This is a genomic window from Kribbella sp. NPDC050820 (assembly GCF_040653975.1).
Lineage (GTDB): Bacteria > Actinomycetota > Actinomycetes > Propionibacteriales > Kribbellaceae > Kribbella.
Window position 1 is genome coordinate 56,143 of sequence record NZ_JBFAHB010000047.1, and the last position, 17,987, is coordinate 74,129.

The 17,987-nt window shown below is 69.1% G+C and carries 18 protein-coding genes; 11 read left to right on the plus strand and 7 right to left on the minus strand.

Features of this window, described 5'->3' with window-relative positions; all coding sequences use genetic code 11:
* Positions 1-15: 15 nt before the first annotated feature.
* Positions 16-1,320 carry an NAD(P)/FAD-dependent oxidoreductase gene (locus tag AB0H36_RS31750; protein WP_360531872.1) on the plus strand — a complete coding sequence of 435 codons (1,305 nt, stop codon included), beginning with the start codon at positions 16-18 and terminating at the stop codon, positions 1,318-1,320.
* Here AB0H36_RS31750 and AB0H36_RS31755 read toward each other — a convergent pair.
* Positions 1,260-1,919 carry a metalloregulator ArsR/SmtB family transcription factor gene (locus tag AB0H36_RS31755; RefSeq protein ID WP_360531875.1) on the minus strand — a complete coding sequence of 220 codons (660 nt, stop codon included), beginning with the start codon at positions 1,917-1,919 and terminating at the stop codon, positions 1,260-1,262. The two genes, AB0H36_RS31750 and AB0H36_RS31755, sit on opposite strands and share 61 nt — an antisense overlap.
* Positions 1,920-2,019: 100 nt before the next feature.
* On the opposite strand from AB0H36_RS31755, the gene AB0H36_RS31760 reads away from it, so the two are divergent.
* From AB0H36_RS31760 to AB0H36_RS31775, 4 genes are read left to right on the plus strand one after another with little or no spacing between them, the layout of a single operon-like run.
* Positions 2,020-2,796, plus strand: coding sequence for a methyltransferase domain-containing protein (locus AB0H36_RS31760; protein ID WP_360531878.1), 777 nt, complete (start codon positions 2,020-2,022; stop codon positions 2,794-2,796).
* A complete protein-coding gene (locus AB0H36_RS31765) occupies positions 2,793-4,121 on the plus strand; it encodes an MBL fold metallo-hydrolase (protein ID WP_360531881.1) in 1,329 nt (442 codons plus the stop codon). The genes AB0H36_RS31760 and AB0H36_RS31765 overlap by 4 nt, the downstream gene beginning before the upstream one ends.
* Positions 4,121-5,362, plus strand: coding sequence for an MFS transporter (locus AB0H36_RS31770; protein WP_360531884.1), 1,242 nt, complete (start codon positions 4,121-4,123; stop codon positions 5,360-5,362). The genes AB0H36_RS31765 and AB0H36_RS31770 overlap by 1 nt, the downstream gene beginning before the upstream one ends.
* Positions 5,359-6,489 (plus strand): cysteine desulfurase family protein, encoded by a 1,131-nt coding sequence (locus AB0H36_RS31775; RefSeq protein WP_360531886.1) that lies wholly within the window; start codon positions 5,359-5,361, stop codon positions 6,487-6,489. The genes AB0H36_RS31770 and AB0H36_RS31775 overlap by 4 nt, the downstream gene beginning before the upstream one ends.
* Before the next feature lie 313 nt (positions 6,490-6,802).
* On the opposite strand, the gene AB0H36_RS31780 is transcribed toward AB0H36_RS31775, so the two are convergent.
* On the minus strand, positions 6,803-7,978 hold the full coding sequence (locus AB0H36_RS31780; protein WP_360531889.1) for a cytochrome P450: 1,176 nt from the start codon (positions 7,976-7,978) through the stop codon (positions 6,803-6,805).
* A gap of 76 nt (positions 7,979-8,054) precedes the next feature.
* Between AB0H36_RS31780 and AB0H36_RS31785 the strand changes: the two genes are divergently transcribed.
* Entirely contained in the window at positions 8,055-8,639 is a 585-nt protein-coding gene (locus AB0H36_RS31785; RefSeq protein ID WP_360531892.1) for a TetR/AcrR family transcriptional regulator, read from the plus strand.
* 30 nt (positions 8,640-8,669) lie between these two features.
* Here the strand turns inward: AB0H36_RS31785 and AB0H36_RS31790 are convergent, their stop codons facing one another.
* Both AB0H36_RS31790 and AB0H36_RS31795 read right to left on the minus strand, forming a co-directional pair.
* Positions 8,670-9,254: a hypothetical protein gene (locus AB0H36_RS31790; RefSeq protein ID WP_360531895.1), complete on the minus strand. Its 585-nt coding sequence runs from the start codon at positions 9,252-9,254 to the stop codon at positions 8,670-8,672.
* Entirely contained in the window at positions 9,236-9,580 is a 345-nt protein-coding gene (locus tag AB0H36_RS31795; protein ID WP_360531898.1) for a helix-turn-helix transcriptional regulator, read from the minus strand. The genes AB0H36_RS31790 and AB0H36_RS31795 overlap by 19 nt, the downstream gene beginning before the upstream one ends.
* A 63-nt stretch (positions 9,581-9,643) precedes the next feature.
* On the opposite strand from AB0H36_RS31795, the gene AB0H36_RS31800 reads away from it, so the two are divergent.
* From AB0H36_RS31800 to AB0H36_RS31820, 5 genes are all read left to right on the plus strand, one after another.
* Positions 9,644-10,393, plus strand: a complete 750-nt coding sequence (locus AB0H36_RS31800; protein WP_360531901.1) for an ATP-binding cassette domain-containing protein — start codon at positions 9,644-9,646, stop codon at positions 10,391-10,393.
* Positions 10,390-11,184, plus strand: coding sequence for an ABC transporter permease (locus tag AB0H36_RS31805; protein ID WP_360531904.1), 795 nt, complete (start codon positions 10,390-10,392; stop codon positions 11,182-11,184). Before AB0H36_RS31800 ends, AB0H36_RS31805 begins: the two co-directional genes overlap by 4 nt.
* A 42-nt stretch (positions 11,185-11,226) precedes the next feature.
* Positions 11,227-12,849: a LuxR C-terminal-related transcriptional regulator gene (locus AB0H36_RS31810; RefSeq protein WP_360531907.1), complete on the plus strand. Its 1,623-nt coding sequence runs from the start codon at positions 11,227-11,229 to the stop codon at positions 12,847-12,849.
* A gap of 97 nt (positions 12,850-12,946) precedes the next feature.
* Positions 12,947-13,762, plus strand: coding sequence for a methyltransferase domain-containing protein (locus AB0H36_RS31815; RefSeq protein ID WP_360531910.1), 816 nt, complete (start codon positions 12,947-12,949; stop codon positions 13,760-13,762).
* A 63-nt stretch (positions 13,763-13,825) separates the two neighbouring features.
* Positions 13,826-15,661, plus strand: coding sequence for an ABC transporter ATP-binding protein (locus AB0H36_RS31820; RefSeq protein ID WP_360531912.1), 1,836 nt, complete (start codon positions 13,826-13,828; stop codon positions 15,659-15,661).
* 17 nt (positions 15,662-15,678) lie between these two features.
* Here the strand turns inward: AB0H36_RS31820 and AB0H36_RS31825 are convergent, their stop codons facing one another.
* From AB0H36_RS31825 to AB0H36_RS31835, 3 genes are all read right to left on the minus strand, one after another.
* Entirely contained in the window at positions 15,679-16,329 is a 651-nt protein-coding gene (locus AB0H36_RS31825) for a Clp protease N-terminal domain-containing protein (RefSeq protein ID WP_360531915.1), read from the minus strand.
* A 289-nt stretch (positions 16,330-16,618) separates the two neighbouring features.
* Entirely contained in the window at positions 16,619-16,762 is a 144-nt protein-coding gene (locus tag AB0H36_RS31830) for a hypothetical protein (RefSeq protein WP_360531918.1), read from the minus strand.
* A 112-nt stretch (positions 16,763-16,874) separates the two neighbouring features.
* A complete protein-coding gene (locus tag AB0H36_RS31835) occupies positions 16,875-17,276 on the minus strand; it encodes a hypothetical protein (protein WP_360531921.1) in 402 nt (133 codons plus the stop codon).
* Positions 17,277-17,987 lie beyond the last annotated feature (711 nt).

Genomic DNA, 17,987 nt, shown 5'->3' on the forward strand with positions numbered 1-17,987 from the left:
TCCAGGAGAGAACACATGCTCGCCTATGACGTCGTGGTAGTTGGCGCTCGTGCTGCCGGCGCGGCGACCGCCCATCTGCTCGCCCGGCACGGCCTGCGCGTCCTGCTCGTCGATCGCGGCCGGTACGGCGCCGACACTCTGTCCACGCACGCCCTCATGCGCAGCGGCGTGCTGCAACTCTCCCGGTGGGGGCTGCTCGACCGGGTCATCGCCGCGGGCACGCCGCCGGTACGTACCGCCACCTTCCGGTACGGCGCGGAGGTGGTTCCGATCAGCATCAAGTCCTCCTACGGAGTCGACGCCCTCTACGCACCGAGACGCACCGTGCTCGACCCGATCCTCGCCGACGCGGCCGGCCACGCTGGGGCCGACGTGCGGTTCGGAGTCGCTGTGATCGGCGTCGACCGCGACACTCGCGGCCGCGTCACAGGTGTGACCGTCCGAGCCGGCAACGGACAGGTCCTGCGCGTCGGTGCCCGCATCGTCGTCGGCGCCGACGGCATCCGCTCCACGATCGCCGAGGCGGTCGGCGCGCCGTACGAACGCCTCGGCCGATCGGCCGCCGCCACGACGTACGGGTACTGGACCGGGCTCGAGACCGACGGCTACGAGTGGAACTTTCGTCCGGACGCCGCGTCCGGCGTGATCCCGACCAACCACGGCCAGGCATGCGTCTTCGCCAATGCCTCGCCCCGGCGGATCGGCCGAGGCGGCCTGGACCCACTCATCCGGATCGTCGCGCAGACCTCCGGCGACCTTGCCGAGCGGCTGGCCGTCGCGACGCCGCCGGCCGCCCTGCGGACGTTCACCGGCCATCCCGGGTATATCCGTCGCTCCTGGGGTCGTGGCTGGGCGCTGGTCGGCGACGCCGGCTACTTCAAGGATCCCATCACCTCACACGGCCTGACCGACGCGATGCGCGACGCCGAGTTGCTCGCGCGCGCGATCGTCGCCGTGATCCGCGACGGTACGGACGAGCGCGATGCCCTCGCCGGGTACCAGGCGACCCGCGACGCGCTGTCCCTCGCGCTGTTCAACGTGACGGAGGTGATCGCAGGCCACCAGTGGACCGATTCGGAGATCCCCGGCCTGCTGCTCGACCTCAACTCCGCCATGGGTGACGAGCTCGAAGAACTCGCCGCGCTGCCCGCTCCGCCCGGCTCCGGCGAGGCTCCTCAGAGAGCCCGGCCCGAGCTACTGTCCAGCCGGTGGCGTCGGGCACGGTTGGAGCGGGTTCTGCGCAGCATGTGGAACAGCGCTCACCTCTCCACCGGTAGGCCTGCGATGGACCATTCGGGGAAGCCGTCTTCGAGCCGATAAGCTGTCCGGCCGTTCTTGGCGAGGAGCCGCACCGCGTCGTCGGCATAGACGCAGTACGGTCCACGGCAGTACGCCACTACCTGCGCTCCGCTGCGCACCTCCCCCAAGCGCTCCTCGAGTTCGTTGACCGGCAGCGAGATCGCGCCGGGCAGATGGCCGGACGCATACTCCGGTGCCGGCCGCACATCCAGTACGACGACGTCGCCCGACCGAAGGCGCTTCGTCAACTCGTCGCGGGTCATGGTCTCGAGCGAATCCCGGTCGCCGAGGTAGTCCTGGGCGAGTCGCTCGAGGCCGGTCACATGCTCCTCGGCGGCTGTCCGCATCGCGCTCCACAGCATCGCAACCGCCGGGCCGGCGAGCGCGTAGTAGACGTGCGTCCCGGACCGGCGAGTCCGGACCAGGCCGCAGCGCAGCAACCGCTGAAGGTGGTGAGAGGTGTTCGCGACGGACTGGTGGATCTCGGCCGCGAGTTCTTCGACCGGCCGCTCCCCCTGCGCCAGGACGTCGATCAACTCGGCACGCCGGCCGTTCCCCAGTGCCTTCGCCGCCTCCGCCAGCGCGTCGAACAGCCCCGCCTTCGCCGCGTGATCACCCATCCCAGCCTCCTGACCTGCCTATTCAAGTCTTCTCTTGACAATACAGCAGGCCCCGAGGTCTTATTCAAGTAATTCCTTGAACAAGGGCGGAGGGGGAGCGATGGCAGCGACGCCGGACACCACGGAGCTGGTGACGAAGGTCAAGCAGCTGTATCGCCAGGTAGCGGAGAATCCGCGCGGCGACTTCCACTTCGAGCTGGGCGAGCAGCTCGCCCTCCGCGTCGGCTACGAGCCGGTCCGGCTGGCCGCTCTGCCGGGTCCGGCGGTGGAGTCGTTCGCCGGCGTCGGCTACTTTTTCGACCTGGCCGACCTGCGGGCAGGTGAGGCCGTGCTCGACCTCGGCAGCGGCTCGGGCATGGACGCGTTCTACGCGGCCGGATTCGTCGGTCGCGCCGGAAGCGTGATCGGTGTCGACTTCACGCCCGAGCAGATCGACAAGGCCCGACGCCTGGCCGGCGAGGCCGGCCTCCTCCAGGTGGAGTTTCACGCTGCCCGGATCGAGAGCCTGCCGGTGCCCGACGAGGCCGTCGACTGCGTGATCTCCAACGGCGTGATCAACCTCTGCGCGAACAAGGCGGTCGTGTTCGCCGAGGCCGCGCGGGTGCTCAAACCCGGGGGCCGACTGGCGATCGCCGACATCGTCAGCGAGACGCAACTGAAGGACTCGATCGTGTGCAACGCCGACCTCTGGGCGTCCTGCATCGGCGGCGCCGCTCAGGAGCAGCAGTACGTCGCCACCATCGAGGCGGCCGGCTTCGCGATCCGGGAGGTTCGGGTCAACCCGTACGAGTTCATCTCCGAGCAGGCCCGCAACGCCGGCAAGACGTACGGCGTGAAGAGCGTGTCGGTGCTCGCCGTCAGGAACGGAACACGATGACCGTTGTACCCCTGGTCGACGAAGGACTCGGCAACTCGTCGTACCTCGTGGATCTGGGCGACGGACGGGCCTTGGTGGTCGACGTCAGCGTCGACCTGCGATCCGCAACGGCGGCACTTGAGCGGCGCGGGTTGACGGTGGCGTTCGCGGCCGACACGCATCTGCACGCCGACTTCCTCTCCGGCGCCCGCCTGCTCTCCGCACGCCAAGGAGCCCAGGTGCTCGCCTCGGCGGACGGCCGGCGCGAGTTCGGGCATCGCGGTCTGCGTGACGGCGCCGAGGTCGACCTCGGCGGGCTACGGCTCCGCGCTCTCGGCACGCCGGGCCACACGCACGAGCACCTGGCCTTCCTGCTCCTTGACGGCGATCGCCCGCTCGGCGTCTTCACCGGCGGCTCACTGATCGTCGGCGCCGCGGCTCGGACGGACCTCGTCTCCCCCGACCAGACCGAGTCGCTCGCCCGGGCGCAGTACGCATCTCTGCAACGGCTGATCGAGTTGCCCGACGATGTGGCCGTGTGGCCGACGCACGGTGCCGGCTCGTTCTGCTCGGCTCCCCCAGGTGCGGATCGGGTCAGCACGATCGGACACGAGAAGGCAACGAACTCGCTGCTCCGACTCGACAGCGAGGACGCGTTCGTGAAGGAACTGCTCGGGTCGCTCGGCAGCTTCCCGCCCTACTTCCGTAAGCTCGCCGAGGCCAACCGCCGCGGTTCGACCCTGGTCGACCCCTCGATACGACCGCTCCCGGTCCACACGGTCCGCGCGATGCTGGCGCAGGGTGCCGAACTGGTGGACGTACGCCCGATGCAGGGCTACTCGGCCGGCCACGTCCCCGGCGCGTTGTCGATCCCGCTGCGGGCCGCGTTCGCATCCTGGCTCGGTTGGCTCGCACCGGACGACCGGCCACTGATCATCGTCCGGCGACCCGACCAAGACGCCTCAGAGATTGCATGGCAGGCAGCGAAGATCGGCTATCGACTGGCCGGGGAACTCGCGGGCGGCATGGATGCGTGGGACGGGGAGACCGCACGCACCCGGCTCGTCGGCCCCGAGGAGATCGACGGAGCGGTGCTGGACGTGCGGCAGGACTCCGAGTTCGAGGCCGGCCATCTCCCGCATGCCCAGCACATCGAGCTCGGTGCGCTCGCCGGCCGGACCGATGAGGTACGACGCGAGGCGTTGGCGGTGATGTGTGGCCACGGCGAGCGCGCCATGACTGCAGCGAGCCTGCTCGAACGCGCCGGCCACGGGGATCTCGCCGTACTCACAGGTGGCGTCGAGGACTGGGCCGCCGCGACCGGTCGCGACCTGGCGGCCACCTGATGCGGCTCGGGATCCGCGCCAACCTCGCCCAGTTCAGCCTGCTGGTAGCGGTCAATGCGCTGGTCGGGGGCATGCTCGGCCAGGAGCGGACCGTACTACCTCTGCTGGCCGAGGAGACCTTCCACCTGACCGGCTACACCTTCCTGCTCACCTATGTCCTCGCCTTCGGTGTCACCAAGGCGGCGGCCAACTACTTCGCCGGCACTTGGTCGGACCGCTTCGGCCGCAAGCCGGTGCTGCTGGCGGGCTGGCTGATCGCCGTCCCCGTGCCGCTGCTCCTCATCTGGGCGCCGTCGTGGGGTTGGGTGGTCGCCGCGAACGTCCTGCTCGGCATCAACCAGGGCCTGACCTGGTCGACCACGGTGATCATGAAGATCGACCTCGCCGGGCCGCATCGGCGGGGGCTGGCGATGGGCCTCAACGAGGCCGCCGGGTACCTCGCCGTGGCGGCCACCGCGCTCGCCACCGGCTACCTCGCCGCCCACTACGGACTGCGGCCCGCGCCGTTCCTGCTCGGGTTGTCGTACGCCGCCCTCGGACTCGGCCTGACCGCCTTCGCCGTCCACGAGACCCGCGGGCACGCACACCTCGAGGCCGCGGGGCACAGGACTCCGGGTGAGCTCTCCGACCGGCAGGTCTTCGCCCGGACCAGCGTGCGCGAGCCAGCGCTGTCGTCGGCCAGCCAGGCCGGGATGGTCAACAACCTCAACGACGGCCTCGCCTGGGGACTGTTCCCGATCCTGTTCGCCACCGCCGGGCTGCCGGTGTCCCGGATCGGGATCCTGGCAGCCCTCTATCCGGCAGTTTGGGGCCTTGGGCAACTTGTCACGGGCCCTCTCTCGGACCGGTGGGGACGCAAGTGGCTGATCACCGCCGGCATGCTCGTCCAAGCGCTCGCGCTGGCCGGCGTCGCCCTCGCCGACGACTTCACGGGCTGGGCAGTCGCGGCCGTGCTGCTCGGGATCGGCACCGCGATGGTCTATCCGACGCTGCTCGCCAGCATCGGCGACGTGGCGCATCCGGCCTGGCGCGCGCGGGCTGTCGGGATCTACCGGCTGTGGCGCGACGGCGGCTTCGCCGTAGGCGCGATCCTGGCCGGAGTGGTCGCGGACGTCTGGGGACTGCGGGCAGCCGTCTGGGTCGTGGCCGCGGTCACGGCGCTGTCGGGTCTGGTCGTGGCGCTCCGCATGTATGAGACCCATCCCCGCCGTACCGGTGAGCTGCGGGCAGGTGCCCGATGATCTATCTCGACCACAACGCCACCACGCCGATCGACGCCGAGGTCACGGCCGCGATCCTGCCCTACCTCAGCCATGCCTTCGGCAATCCGTCCAGCGACCATCAGTACGGCGCCGCGCCACGAGCAGCTCTGGACGGCGCCCGCCGGGAGATCGCCACGCTGATCGGCGGACGCGACGGCCAGATCGTGTTCACCGGTTCGGGATCCGAGGCCGACAACCTCGCGATTCGCGGCGCCGCGCTTGCCGCCGGCATCGATCGCCCGCACGTCGTCACCCAGGTCACGGAACACCCGGCTGTCCTGCAGACCTGCCGCGCCCTGGAGCGATGGCACGGCGTCGACGTCACCTATCTCCCGGTCGACAGCTCCGGCCTCGTGGATCCGGGAGACCTCGAAGCGGCGCTGAGCACGCGAACCGTCCTGGTGTCCATCATGGCGGCCAACAACGAGACCGGGGCCCTGCAACCGATCGCCGACCTCGCCCGCATCGCGCAGGACCACGACGCGCTGTTTCATTGCGACGCCGCGCAGCAGCTGGGCAAACTGCCGTTCGATGCCGATGCCCTGGGCATCGATCTGGTGACGGTCGTCGGGCACAAGATGTACGCACCCAAGGGAATCGGCGCGCTGTACGTCCGGTCCGGCGTACGCCTGGAGCCGCTGGTTCACGGCGGCGGACAGGAGAACGGCCTGCGCGCCGGCACCGAGAACGTCGCCCTGGCCGTCGGGCTCGGCACCGCGGCCCGGCTGGCGTCGGAGCACCTCGGCGAACGGCCTCGGATCCAGAAACTCCGCGACACGCTCCACGACCGGCTTACCGAAGCGCTGCCCGGCCGCGTGCTGCTCAATGGTCCTGCCGGACTGCGGCTGCCGAACACGCTCAACATCAGCATCGCCGGAACGATCGGCTCCGAGTTGCTACGTAACGCGCCGGACATCGCGGCCTCCACCGGCTCCGCGTGCCACAGCGGCGATCCAGAGCCATCGCCCGTGCTGTCCGCGATGGGCATCGACCGTCCTCGTGCGCTGGCGGCGATCCGGCTGTCACTCGGTCGCTGGTCGACGCCCGACGACGTCGACACCGCCGCTGACCAGCTCGCCGGCGCCGCCCGGAACGGTGGCAGCTGATGTCCATCGACGACCGGGTCGCCGAAATCCAGGCTCACTTGCCTCGCCTCCACCCAGCTGAGGCGTTCGACGCCGTACGGCGAGGCGACGCGTACATCGTGGACACGCGACCGGAGTTCCAGCGACGGGCGAGCGGTGAGGTGCCAGGGGCTCGCCTCGAGTCTGGCCGCCCACGCATTACAGCAACTCGGACTGCACCGCAGTACGGACGTCATCGGCGGCTTCCAGGCCTGGCAGGCAGCTCGCCTCCCGGTCGACCACCCGAACACTCCGCATCCGCCTCGCACCACCCAGGCCGCGAACTGAGCCGGGCTCACCAGCGCACGGGCAACTCGACCAGCCCTCCGGTCAGCGTGTCGCGCCGCAGCTGCAGGTCGCCGATGTCGACCGCGAGATTCATACCCGGGAAACGTTCGACCAGCTGGGTGAGGACGGCCTGGAGCTCGATACGGGCCAGCGGTGCACCGATGCAGTATCGGGCGCCGTGCCCGAAGGTCAGGTGGGCGCCTGCCTTGCGGGTGACGTCGACCCGGTCCGGGTCGACGAACACGGCCGGATCGTGGTTGGCGGCGCCGTTGTCCAGCAACACCAGGTCACCGGCGCGGATCGCCGTACCCTCGATCTCGAAGTCGGTACGGGCGTAGCGGGGAATGCCGCCGCCGCCCTTCGCCGGTGCCCGCAGAACCTCCTCGACCGCCCCGGGGACCAGACCCGGGTCGCGGGTCAGCGCCTGCCATTGCTCCGGATTCGCAAGCAGGTGCAGCGCGCCGAGCCCGATCTGGACGACCGTGGTCTCGTGCCCGGCGAACAAGAGCGCCATCGACAGCCCCGCCGCCTCGGCGTCGGACACCCCCTCGGTCGCACACAGACCTGAGATCACATCGTCGCCGGGCTCGTGCCGCTTGCGCGCGACGAGTCCCAGGCCGTAGCCGAACAGTTCACCCAGCCCGCGCTCGGAGCGGGCCCGGTCCCGGACGTTCGCCGCATCGGCCGTCCAGGCCCGGAACTGGTCGCGATCCTCGTACGGAACGCCGAGAAGCTCACAGATCACCAGGATCGGCAGCGGCACCGCCAGCCTCGCGTGCAGGTCGGCCGGCGGTCCTTGCGCTGCCAAGTCGTCGACAAGTTGCTCGGTCAGCGTTTCGATCCGCGGCCGCAGCGCTCGCATGCGGCGCGGACTGAAATGAGGCTGCAGCAGCGATCGCATTCGGGCGTGGTCGGTCTGCTCGGTCTCGAAGTTGCCCAACGGACCGCCGAACAGCGCCGACTCCCCGGTCCGAGCCGCGGTCTGAGGCAGCGGGTGAGCGCGCCCGAGCCGCGGGTCGTCCAGCAGTTCCCGGACCTGCGCGTGGCTGGTGACGAGCCAGGCTTCGTCGCCGACGGCGGTCCGGATTCGGTGGATCACGCCGTTCGTCTGCAGCTCACGTAGTTGCGGAGCCGCGTCGAGCAGGTGCGGCTGATCGAACGGAAGCTGGGCGAGCTCGGACATGGAAACCTCCGCTTGTAAAAGCTGACTTAAACAACCGTAGATGTATCATTGGGCCTTAACAAGTGGGAGGACGACCGTGGGCTCAGAGACCGATTCCCCGCCGCGCGTCCGGCGGCTGCCGCGGGCCGAACGGCGAGAGCAGATTCTCGGTGCGGCCACCCGTGCGTTCGCACGGGCCGGCTACGCCTCCACCGGGCTCGACGACGTCGCCGCGGAGGCCGGCATCACCCACGTGATCGTGTACCGGCACTTCGCCTCGAAGTCCGAGCTGTACCGCGCGGTGCTCGACCGCGCCTGTCAGCGGCTCGCCACCACTGTCGGCACCGGCGAGTACGGCGACGACGCCATACCGACGCTGCTGCACGCAGCCGCGGCCGACCCCGACGGCTTCCGGCTGCTGTTCCGGCATGCGGCCCGCGAACCGGAGTTCGCCGACGTGGTCGACCAGATCCGCACCGGCGCAACGCAGATCGCCGACCGCCACCTGAGCGCCGAGATCCCCGCCGGCCCCTGGCGCGACTGGGCGACCAGCCTGATACCGACCCTGGTCCTCGAGGCCGTCATCGCCTGGCTCGACGCCGGTCGGCCCGACCCCGACCAGGCCGCGCAACGCATCTCCAGCGCTATCGACGCCATCACCAACGCCGCCCGCCCGGCCTGACGCCTCAGCAGCTCGAGGCCGCGGCGACCCTCAGCCCAGCGGGCTACGGCGGGCGATGTGCGGGAGCATGCGCACGACATAGGCGGCGCGGGCAAGGCTGGCGGGGATTGCCACGGCCATCGGCCACACCGGTGACGGTGCGAGCGCGACGGTGGCGGCGATCAACCCGGCGTCCAGCAGGAGTGCGCCGGCGCCGCCGATCGCGGTGAGCCTGGTCCGCGCGCACCGGGTGGCCCTCAGCGCAACGGCCAGTACGACGACCGCCGCGAAGAGACCGAGGCCGAAAGCGATGGCAGCACCGACCGGCAGGTGCCACGTCCAAACCGTGGCGGTCAAGAAAGTGGCCGCCCAGGACAGCCCCACCAGCGGTCCAGTGAACAGGAGGACCCGGGCCGCGCGGTGACCCGGAGCGTTCGCGACGAACGCGTGCGAGATCTGCTCGATCGTGCCGAAGTCGTGCAGTGCCCCAGTCGCCGCGGCGTCTTGCTCCAAACCGGCTGCCAGGTTGTGCTCGTAGGTCTCGAGCAGGCCGTCGGCGAGCTCGTCCCACGCACTGCTCGGCACATGCGGACGCAGCTCGGCCAGGTAAGAGTCGATCAGGACGTGGCCGGCCATGGCCGGGGCTCCAGCATCGAGGTGACTGTGTCGGCGAACTCGCGCCAGTTCGCCCGCGCGCTCTCGAGTTTGCGGCGGCCCTTCGGCGTCAGCCGGTAACCGCGCCGGCGGCGTCCGTCGACGATCGACCAGGAGCCGTCGATCAGACCGGCGTCCTCCAGCCGGTGCAGGGCCGGGTAGATCGTCCCGGTCGGCAAGTCGAACCGGCCTCCGCTGCCGTCGCGCAGCGCCTCCTTGATCGCATACCCGTGCAGCGGCCCGTCGGCCATCGTCGACAGCAGCAGCACGTCGAGATGGCCCTTGAGGGCTTGCGCATCGGCCCGCATAGCTAGTTATCCTACACTTGATCCATAGGTAGTAATCCTAGCTATCCCGGAGTGGGTGATGGCATGGACCAGGCGATCCTGGCCGAGGGGCTGAGCAGACGCTTCGGCACGCTCCTGGCGCTCGACGGAGCGGACTTGCACGTCGCGCCAGGCGAGGTGCTTGCGCTGCTCGGGCCGAACGGCGCAGGCAAGACCACCCTGGTGCGGATCCTCACCACTCTTCTCCCTCCTGACGGCGGTAGAGCCTTCGTCTGCGGGTACGACGTCACTCGTGAGGCCGCCGCGGTCCGGCGGAAGATCGGACTCTCCGGGCAGAACGCGGCCGTCGACGGCTACCTCACCGCGATCGAGAACCTGCGGCTGATCGCCAAGCTGTCCGGACTGACCACGGCCGCCGCGCGGCGCCGTACCGGCGAACTGATCGAGCTCTTCGACCTGAGCGCCGCTGCGGACCGACTGGTTCGCACCTACTCCGGCGGCATGCGGCGACGGCTCGACGTGGCAGCCGGGTTGATCGCGCGCCCCGCCGTACTGTTCCTGGACGAGCCGACGACTGGGCTCGATCCGCGCGGTCGCGCCGCCGTCTGGGAGGTGCTGGAAGGACTGACCGCCGCCGGAACAGCGTTGCTCCTGACGACGCAGTACATGGACGAAGCCGATCGCCTCGCCGACCGGATCGCGCTCATCGATGCCGGCCGGGTCACTGCGACCGGTACCGCCGAGCAGCTCAAAGCACAGGTCGGTGCGGAGCTCGAGCGCCGGCCGAGTTTGGACGAGGTCTTCCTTGCCCTCACCGCCGGGAGGTCGACATGAGCGAGATGGTCCGGATGAGCGGGCCGGGCTGGCTGGTCGCCAACACCGTCACGATCACCGGGCGGAATCTGCACCGCCTCGTCCGGGTGCCGACGCTGATGGTCTTCGCGACCGCCCAGCCGGTGATGTTCGTGCTGCTGTTCACTTACACCTTCGGCGGCGCGATCCGGCCACCCGGAGTCGAGCAGTACGTCGACTACATCCTGCCTGGGATCTACGTGCTGTCCATCGCGTTCGGCGCCTCCCAGACCGGCGTCGCCGTCGCCGACGACCTGGCCGGCGGGATGATCGACCGCTTCCGCGCGCTGCCGATGACCCGAACCGCCGTACTGGCCGGACGCACCATCGCCGACGCAGTCCGCAACGTCTTCGTCCTCGGCCTGATGACCGGTGTCGCCGCCGCGATCGGCTTCCGCTTCCACGCCGGGCCGGTCAAAGCCGTCGGCGCACTCGGGCTCGCACTCGCCGTCGGAGTCGTCTTCTCCTGGCTCAACGCACTCATCGGCCTGCTGGTCCGCGACGCGGAGTCCGCCGGTCTCGTCGGTCTGCTCCCCGTCATCCTGCTCGTCTTCACCAGCTCCACCTTCGTCCCGATCGAGACGATGCCCGACTGGCTGGAAACCTTCGCCGCCGTCAACCCGATCACTGTGATCGTTGACGCGATCCGCGCTCTCACCCTCGGCGGACCCGCGTCCGCCGACGTCCTGCATTCCGTCGCCTGGATCACCGGTCTGCTCGTCACCCTCGTCCCCGCCGCAGTCCTCCGCTACCGCCGTACGACGAACGCCTGAGCACCCCTGTGATCCCTGAGGCCTGTAGAGCACACTGAGGCTGTGACGGCAAGCGGGGTGCTCGACCTGGCGCGGGAGTCTTTCGCCCGGCGCTTGTGGGCGGGCGCGTACCGCGATTTCGCCGCCGCGGACGCTGCAACCCCGCTCGAGCCCGCCGATCTGGAGAGTCTCGCGCTGGCGGCGTACCTGTCCGGTCATGACGAGGAGTCGACGCGCGTCTGGACGCGCGCACACCACGAGGCGCTCCGTCGCGACGAACCGATGCGCGCCGCCGAGTACGCCGTACACATCGGAGCAGGACTGCTGTTCCGCGGGGAGGCGGCGCCCGCGATGGGCTGGTTCGCCCGTGGCGAGCGTGCATTGGAAGGTTGCGGCGACTGCCCGGAGCGTGCATGGCTGCGCACCTGGAACGCCTTCGTCTGGATGTGGGCCGGAGAGTTCGAGAAGGCTCACCCGGCCTTCGCGGACAGCGCGGCGGCCGGACGGCGGTACGGCGACCTCGATCTGCTGACGATGGCCCGCCTGGGCGACGGGATTACCCTGGTCCTCCAAGGCGACGCCAAGGCCGGGATGCCGCTGCTGGACGAGGTCATGGCCGGCGTCACCTCCGGCGAGGTCTCACCGATGTACGCCGGCATCGTCTACTGCACGGTCATCGCCGGATGCTCGGGCGTGTTCGATCTCCGGCGCGCGAGGGAGTGGACCGAAGCGCTGACCCGCTGGTGCGATGCCCAACCCGAGCTCGTTCCGTTCCGGGGCAACTGCCTGGTTCACCGCTGCGAACTGATGCAGCTGGACGGCTCCTGGCGGGAGGCTGTCGCGGCTGCGCAGCAGGCGTGCGATCACCTGTCCGGCTCGGTCAAGTGGGACACCCTCGGTTCGGCGTACTACCAGCTCGGTGAGCTGCAGCGACTGCGTGGCGACTATCCCGAGGCGGAGGAGAGCTTCCGCAAGGCCAACGAGGCCGGCCGCTCACCCGAACCCGGTCTCGCGTTGCTGCGGCTGGCTCAAGGACGTGCCGACATCGCGGTCGGCGTACTCGCGCGCGCCGTGAGCGAAACCCTCGAACCAACCGCGCGATCACGGATCCTGCCGGCGTACGTCGAGACGCTCCTGGTCTCCGGAGACGTCGAGTCGGCACGGGGATACGCCGACGAGCTCAAAGAGATCGCCGAGCTCATCGACGCGCCGTACCTGCACGCGATGGCCGACGCCGCGCTCGGCGCCGTTCTGCTCGCCGAGGGAGAGGCCGGCTCGGCGCTTCGGATCCTCCGCGTCGCCGCCACGACGTGGCGCACGCTGAACGCGCCGTACGAAACGGCGCGCGTCCGAGTGCTGATCGGTGCCGCCTGCAACGATCTCGGCGATCCGGAGACGGCGACCCTGGAGATCGAAGCGGCCCGCAAGGTCTTCGACGAACTCGGCGCCAAGCCGGACCTCGACCGGCTGACGGGCCCGGGCCCGGGCGGCCTGACCGCGCGGGAGGCCGAGGTGCTGAGCCTGCTTGCGGCCGGGAAGACGAATCGGATGATCGCGCGAGATCTTGGCCTGGCGGAGAAGACGGTCGCTCGGCACGTCAGCAACATCTTCACCAAGACCGGTGTGCCGTCCCGAGCGGCGGCCACGGCGTATGCCTACGAGCACCACCTGATCCAGGTGCGATGAACTACCCACCGCTTCCCAGGAGTCCGTGGGTCGTTTGACCGATGCCGCCGCGGGACCCGCCGCCTAGCGTCGATCTCATCCTCGAAAGGAGACGATGATGACCGACCTACAGACCAGCCCGGTGGAGGCATGGGACGCGATCGCAGCCCAGTACGACGAACACGTCGCGTCCGGCGAGTCCGACCTTGCTACGGCGGCCCTCCGGATCGCCGGGCTACGGCCCGGTGACACCTTCCTCGACGTCGCCGCGGGCACCGGTGGCCTGAGCCTTCCGGCCGCACGCCTCGGCGTGAAGGTGCTCGCGACCGACTGGTCAGCACAGATGATCGACCGCTTCACCGCCCGCGTCGCCGCCGAAGGTCTGGACGCCGAGGGTCGCGTGATGGACTGCCATGCACTCGACCTCCCCGACGACAGCTTCGACCTCTGCGGTTCGCAGTTCGGCGTCATGCTCGTCCCGGACCAGGCGCGGGCGCTCCGCGAGATGGTGCGGGTCACGAAACCCGGCGGCCGCGTCCTGATCACGGCCTACGGCAACCCCGGCGAGTTCGAGGCCCTGCACTTCTTCGTCAGCGCCGCCCAGGCCGTCGTACCCGGCTTCGAAGGACCACCGGAGGACGAGCCCCTGCTCGAGTTCCAGGTCGCGGACCCCGACGTACTGCGGCGGCGGCTGCTCGACGCGGGCCTGCACAACGTCGCCGTCGACACCGCTCACCAGGAGCGCATCACCCCGGAGAACGGCCGCCAGCTCTGGGACTGGACCCTGGGCAGCAACCCCATCCCCAACCAACTCGTCGCCGACCTCACCCAACGCCAACGCGAAGACATCATCCACGTCCTCGACGCCATGCTCCGCGAACGCGGCCCTCACCCCCTCACCGCCCCCCTCAACATCGCCACCGGCACCAAGTAGCAACCGCCGCCCCCAGGTTCGTACCGGCGACGCCCCGATGCCTGGAGGCGCATGATGGGCCACGTGGGCACATCGGCAGAACGCACGGGCCTCCCCGACACCGAGGGCATCTCTGCACTGCCCGCGGATGTGCCGGCGTGGCGGGTGCTGTTGTCGTACGTACGGCCGCATCGAGGTGCTCTGCTGGCCGGTGGAGTGCTGAGCCTGGCGACAGCGGCAAGTGGCTTGGTGTTGCCACTGGTTGTGCGGGAGCTGATCGACAACCTTGGCAGTGACGGTCCGGTAGCTGAGCTGGTCGCCGCGATGGCCGCACTGGTGCTGATCAACGCGGCGATCGGGGCGCTAGGCAGCTATGTCTTGCACCGCACCGCGGAATCAGTGGTGCTGGAGGCACGACACCATCTGATCGGCCGCTTGCTGCGGTTGCGGTTGTCCGCGGTGGAACGGCACGAGCCGGGCGATCTCATGTCGCGAGTCACAGCCGACACCACGCTGCTGCGCGTGGTCACCACCGACTCCCTGGTCGGGGGTGTCACGAGCGTGCTCGCGCTGGCCGCAACCGTGGTGATGATGGGGCTGATGGATCTCACGCTGCTTGGCGTGACGCTGCTCGCGCTGGCGGTTGCCGTCGTAGTGATCGGGTTGGTCGTGCCACGGATCCATCGCGCGGCACGGCACGCGCAGGAGTCGGTCGGGGTGATGGGCGCGGCTCTGGAACGCATGTTCGGCGCTTTCCGGACGGTCAAGGCCTCTGGCGCGGAGGACCGCGAAGGCGACCGCCTGCGGGGCGCGGCGAGCGAGGCTTGGCGGGCGAGCGTACGGGCCGGCAAGTGGGAGGCAGTCGCCGGCAACACCGGCGGCCTCGCCGTGCAGGCCGCGTTCATCGCAGTGCTCAGCGTCGGCGGCGCCAGGGTGGCGAGTAGCGCGATCGAGGTCGGGACCCTGGTTGCGTTCCTGCTGTACGTCTATTACCTGATGCCACCGGTCAATCAACTGGCGAGCGCGGTGACCCAGTACCAGGTAGGCGCAGCCGCTGTCGCCCGGATCCAGGAAGCCGAAGCACTCCCCATCGAGCAACTCGGCCCGCTGCCGCGAGCAACAGACCAGCCGATACCCTCTCCCCCGCCCCGGCTACAACCGACGGGGACGACATCAGCCCCGGCCGCGGTCACCTTCGATCGGGTGTCGTTTCGGTACGACCCCGAACTACCGGTCGTCCACGACGAGATCAGTTTCGCCATCCCGCCCGGTGGCATGACCGCCTTCGTCGGCCCGTCGGGGGCCGGAAAGACCACGGTGTTCTCGCTGATCGAAAGGTTCTACGAACCCGACACAGGCCACGTGCTGCTCGACGGCATCGACGTACAAGCCTGGTCGCTGACCGACCTCAGGGCCGCCATCGGGTACGTCGAGCAGGACGCGCCCGTACTGTCCGGGACACTGCGCGAGAACCTGGTCTTCGGTGCTCCGGGCGCCACAGCTGAGGAGGTCGAGCGCGCGCTGCGCACCACCAGGCTGTCCGCGATGATCAATGCACTCCCGGATGGCCTGGACACAACCGTCGGACATCGCGGCATGAAACTGTCCGGCGGAGAGCGACAGCGCGTCGCCATCGCGCGTGCCCTGCTGAGACGACCACGACTACTTCTGCTCGACGAAGCGACCTCACAACTCGACGCGGTCAACGAGGCCGCGCTCCGCGACACGATCGCCGAAGCCGCCCGCACAACCACCGTGCTGGTCGTCGCCCACCGGCTCTCCACCGTGACGCTGGCCCACCGCATCATCCTCATGGACGCCGGCCAGGTCCGCGCCATCGGCACCCACCGCGAACTCGTCACCAACAGCCCGCTGTATGCCGAACTCGCCGCCACCCAGTTCCTCGCCACCGCCGGCTGACCGAGACCGCCACCACGCTACGTCGCGTCGCTCCTCTGTGCTCGAGTCGTCGCCACGATGTCAGACGCCAGCACCACGCACTCACTGCAAATCCGAACACCAGGTCCGTTCACCATCACCCGGTCCGCGTCGCCGCACCCGCAAAACGAACACGCCTGTCCGTCGCGATCGGGCTTCCCCGTACGACGACCGCGCCGACCGGACCGCGGAGCCGGTGGCATGAAGTCGGCCAACTCCTTCTTGACGCGGGCCGGCTCGACACCGAGGTGATCGAGCACTCGTCGCGCGGAAGAACCCGGATCCAACGCAATGACCATCAACAGATGCTCGGTGCGCGTCTCGCGCTGTCCACGGCTCGCTGCGAAACGCCGCGCCGCCTTCGCCGCCGCCTCCGCCTCACCGTCGCCAACGGTCCGCTCGCCATCCTCGTCGCGCGCGGTCAGGAGCAGAGCGCTCGTCTCCCTCACCGCGTCACGAGAGACCCCCAAACGATCAAGGACGTTCGCCGCCACACCGACATGTAGCAACCCGAGCAGCAAGTGCTGCGTCCCCGCGACACAGCCTTCCGTCTCCGCCGCCGTACGAGCGACCTCCAAACATGCCTCCAACCGCGGCGCCAGCCCAGGCAACTGCTCTTCCACCGTCAGCAACCCGGCATCGGTCTGCAACCGAGCAGCGAACCGCTGGCGAGCAGCCTGCTTCGACACCCCCAACTGCTCACCGATGACGGTCCAAGACAAACCCGCTGCCCGAGCAGCGCCGACGTAGTGATCAACCATCCCATCGGCCATCTCACCAACCCGCCCGGCCACACTCACCGCGGTCTCGAGCAACACCAACGGATCCTGACTGCCCGCCTCGCCACCCACAGCCTCGACAAGCTCCCGAGTACTAACCCGCAAACCCTCCATCCGACAAAGCTAAGTTGTCACAATCCAATCCGACAAGAACAAGTTGTCAACTCTCCAGCCCGGCCGCCTCCGCCGCTGGCGGAGCCGCCGAACTCTCCAGTCGACGTCCGGGGCCAACAACATCGGACGCATCAATGCACTGCTCGCGGAAGTCGATCGACTGCGGCGCCAGGCCGTCGAACTTCAGCACGCCGACGCCGTGCTTCGTGAGGCTTTGTCTGAGGCGCAGATGCGATTGGTCTCGTCTCGTACCAGGTATCGCAAGTGGGACCTGATCGATGGGTCCCGCGGGCATTATGTGGTCAGGACTTGAGGGATGCGTAGGCGTCGCGGAGTTCTGTGGCTTCAGGGAGGCCGCAGGCGTCGACGGCTTTGATGACTTCTTTGGCGCGCCAGAAGTTGGAGGGGACGAGGCGGCCGGAGGTCAGCGCTTCCATGGTCACACCGCTCGCCTCATCGGGCTTGCTGCTCGCGATGAGGGCCAGGGAAAGGTCGAGACGGGCGGTGGCTGCGCGGCGGGGTCGTGCACTTCCGGATGACAGGTTCTCCAGCTGGGTGAGGACCTGGCGGGCGATCGACTCCGCACGAGGGTCGCCCAGCCAGGAGAGAGTTGTGGCTACATAGGCGTTCGACTTCTCGGGGTCGTAGCGGTAGTGATGCTCGGGTCGATCGGGCACCTCGAGTGGTGCGACGAGCTGCTCCACACGGCCGAGAGCGTTCAGAGTTTCGCGGCTGTGGCCGAGTCTGGCGTGGGCGCGACCCTCTTGTGCTGTGGCTTGGATGTACGCCGAACTGTCGTGCGGAGCGATTGCTTGGGCACCTTGGCTGAGCCTCAGAGCGCGTCGGTAATCGCCATCGGTGACCGCTTGCCATGCCTCCGTCTCGAGGCACCACGCAGACAACTCGGCGTGTTCGCCTTGCTCCGCCAGTTGCGTCGCCGTACGCAGTCTGGCCGCTGCCGCTGGACGGTTCGCGAGGTCGATGGAGCAGGTTGCAGCCAGGAGGGAGAGCCAGCTGCCGACCACAACAAGGCGGCGGTGTGCCGGTCCCCGCACCCGCGCACGGCCTGCCTTCCACCTCAACCGTTGAGCCCCCGCACCTGAACGGTTCAGCGCAAGGCGTGGCTTGCGATGGCGTATGTGAAGGATCAGTGGACTCGACCGGTGAAGCAGGCTGATGGATTGACGTCCAGTCGCGAGTCCAGCTCACCAACAGCCTGCACGCCGCAGACATCGGCTCCGAGCCCTAACGGTCGGGAGCCTCCAACCTCATCCCACAACTCGCGTCTTCATGCCTGAGATCCGGCCGTACTGCTAGGAGTGTCAACGACGGCTGAAAACGGACCCTTTGTCGACGGTTGAATATGGACCCCTCTGCGGTTGGTTAGTTGGTGTCGACCGGTGCCGGGATGCGGC